General features: G+C 58.5%; 2 protein-coding genes. Both read right to left on the bottom strand.

The window, feature by feature from the left end:
- Positions 1–367: 367 nt before the first annotated feature.
- Positions 368–1,045 carry a carbonic anhydrase gene (locus tag AWB74_RS43755; protein ID WP_061152700.1) on the bottom strand — a complete coding sequence of 226 codons (678 nt, stop codon included), beginning with the start codon at positions 1,043–1,045 and terminating at the stop codon, positions 368–370.
- On the bottom strand, positions 1,017–2,384 hold the full coding sequence (locus AWB74_RS43750) for a DUF2254 domain-containing protein (RefSeq protein ID WP_061152699.1): 1,368 nt from the start codon (positions 2,382–2,384) through the stop codon (positions 1,017–1,019). The genes AWB74_RS43755 and AWB74_RS43750 overlap by 29 nt, the downstream gene beginning before the upstream one ends.
- Positions 2,385–3,189: the final 805 nt, after the last annotated feature.

Below are 3,189 nucleotides of genomic sequence, written 5' to 3'. Positions count from 1 at the left end.
GCAGCTTTCGGTTTGCGTGGCATACATGCTCCTTTTCGCACATGTTATGCCTTGAACACGAAATTTATGACAGGCTCAATCGACGATCGGCCGCAGTTGGCCGACTGCACACGTTGACGGCGGCGTCACGATGGCCGCCCGCGAGGAGATCTCCACAACCTTCATTGAACTGGTGCTCTCGGCCAGTTACGGACATTGGTTCGCGCCTTCATGGGGCATCCAAATGTCGGCTCCGCCTTAGACAGCGGTCTTTCGTGCGCAAAACATGTCAGTCACGTCTCCAATAAACCTCGCGCCATGCCATTCTCGCCTCTGCTAGCCTACGGACTCCCAAGAAGGCTCTCGTGAAGAAGCGTTTTTCGCGCCTTCACCGCGCCCGTGCAGCAAGGCGCGCAATCATTCGATCAGCCATCGCGCGGTCGATGACTTCGAATGAGCGGCTCGTGCGCTCATAGGCATACATGTCGCCCGTCGCGATGTCGAACCACCAGCCGATTAATACCAGTGCGCCTGCAGTGACCTGCTGGTGGACGATCGGGTATGTCATCAGATGCTCAAGCTGCACAAGGACGTTGAGTTGCGACAATTGATCGTGCGGTTTCAATCTCTCGTCGAGCGGACCTTCGTGTTCGAGGCGAAACGCCGCGTTGTTGGCGTGGAACAGCCATTTATCGAGGTTCGGCGCTTTCAGCTTGGCGTTGCGTGTATAAACGGCTTTCATTGCACCACACTCCGAATGCCCGCACACAACAATATTCGCAACTTTCAGCACTAGCACCGCATACTCGATTGCGCTTGCCTCCGAAAGGTCACCGGTAGAGGTCCCCTCCGCAGTTGCTGGTGGTATCAGATTGCCGACATTGCGCATCGTGAACAGATCGCCCGGATGGGTCGAGGCAAGTAGGTCCGGCACAACCCGACTGTCCGAGCAGGTGATGAAGAGCGCATCAGGCGTCTGCGCAAGCGCGAGTTTGCTGAACTGCTTCGCGTATTGCGGCAGCATTTTCTCGCGGAATTCAACGATGCCCATTATCAATTTGCGCACGGCTTGCCTCCGAAGGGGCCAGTTGATAGTTACTTGTCGTCGAGACAGCCGAACCTCCAAGCCCTTGCGAGTCGGGGATGCGGGCCAAAGCCAGGTCTTCCGGAAATGGATGATTCTTGGCAATCGCGCGGTCGATCAGTGCCAACTCAACGCGCAATGCGTCATGACGATGCTCCGGCAGGCTCTGGATGAGGTTCTCTATCGCAGCGCGCAGACGCCGCGCGATTTGGATGCTGCTCGCGCCATACTGTCGTATCTCGCGGAAACTGATGTGCACGAAATCTTCCCAATTGGGCGTTCGCAAGATCACGCGCACCCGCCCCGAACTATCCTCGATCTCCTCAACGCGCAAAGACCGTCTACCCACCATGCGCAATAGTCGGTGTAACTGATCGATCGCAAGCACGGCAGTGGTCGGATCGTTGATTGCCGCCGACAGCGCTTTTAGCGCAATATCGACCAGGATGCGAAACGCGAACATAGGGTCCTGCTCCATCGTGCGCTCCGTCCCGAAAGCGACAAGCGTGCGCAGCCTGTTGTCATCGATTGCGTCGGAGTTCCCATACAAATAGAACAAGGGTTCATCCACGGCGACGAAATCACCGACTTGCGGCACGAATTCGATGACTACGTCAGCGCGCCGCGCCTTCGCCACCAGCCTTTCCAGATTCACGGCCAGAACGATGCCGGACTTCCCGCGCTGGCGAACGATGCGTTCGGGTGCGCCTCGCTCTGTGTCACGTTCCGGCGCGATAATCACACCCGCAGACGGGGCGGGATAAACGCTCTCAATGACCGCGATCCCTTGCTCCCCAACGCGAGCAACGAGGCTGACAGGGCGCAGAAATTTCGCCGCGTAGTCGATGAGGAAAAGGAAAGCGACGACAGAAGTGAATCCAAATAGCGCTGCAATGAAGACTTGAAGCTGGAGTACCTCGTTCTCACCCATCCAGCCCGCGGTTCTATTGGCGAACAGCAGTGTGAAAACGAAGATGCCCGAGATGCTACGGATGACATTATCGCGCAGCAACGTCGTTGCGATGATCCGCGGGGTGTACTGCCCGCCGGCGACCTGGATTGCGACGAGCAGCGAACCGAACGTGAACACCAGAAACGCCAGGTCTGCAGAAACGATGTCACCGAGCAGCGACCGCGCCCCGGTCATCGACAGGCCAAGAAGGCTGGTTTTCGCGTCGAGGGACCCTTGCCTGGTCATCCATCTCCCCACCATTTCAGCCACCGGCTTCACCGCGGCATAAATCGCGATCGCGATGAGCGGCACAGTCCACAGCGAAGACCTTAGGTAGCTCTTTAAGCTGTACCAGCGATTCCAGTCCATGTTTGCTCTCTCCACGGTTCACATAGCAGCGGGACCAAGGTATTCGCGGTGCGTCAGGTGGCATGCAAAGGAGGTTTCCCGAGCGGACGCACACGACTGGGATCATCCCACAGTCGCTTCTTCCGGTCGTCGTCTTGATGTCCGCGTTCAGACAAGCGCCGCTGAACGTCCAAAACCACCTGTTTCTGTCGCGATGGGCAAACTGCACCGGCGCGAGGTTGGCAGCGTCGCTTCAGTTAAAACTCGAGGATGGCCCACACTGTCAGCAGGTGAGTTAATCTGGCATTCCTATACTGTTTGATCACGCGGGTTGAGTCCAGATCGCTGCCGGCCTCAACCCACCCGATAAACCGAATCCGCAGGGGAGGCTCCGCTGGCGCGGACCGGGTACGGAAGAGGTGACGCCGGGTCCGCCGTCCGGAGAGGGTCGGTTTCGGGCGACCGCGTCGGGCAGTGACCGGCCAATGCGCGTTGTTCGACGCTCCGCCATCTGGTTCCGGCCGGCCAAATCAAAGCAGATGGCCCTCCGCGATTTTCGGGGGCGAGATCACCGCAAGCGGATCTGACAAATTCACTTACTCGGCACTGGGAAAACGTCGCCGACGCGACAGGCGTCGCTTATCGTGGCTATGCGACAGACCATCTGCGGATAGCGAAGGGATTGAGCGGGCGGGTGAAGCACGGCGAGTTCGCCGGCTCCCCGTCCCGACTCTGCTACAAGCATTCCTGCGCTTGCTCAGGTAACGCGCACGAACTCTCCTTCGGCGAAGAACCACGCCGACATCGTCCGTGCTAGTTCGAGCAC

Source organism: Caballeronia arvi (genome assembly GCF_001544695.2).
GTDB classification, from domain to species: Bacteria; Pseudomonadota; Gammaproteobacteria; order Burkholderiales; family Burkholderiaceae; genus Caballeronia; species Caballeronia arvi.
This window is presented reverse-complemented; position numbering and strand designations above follow the sequence as displayed.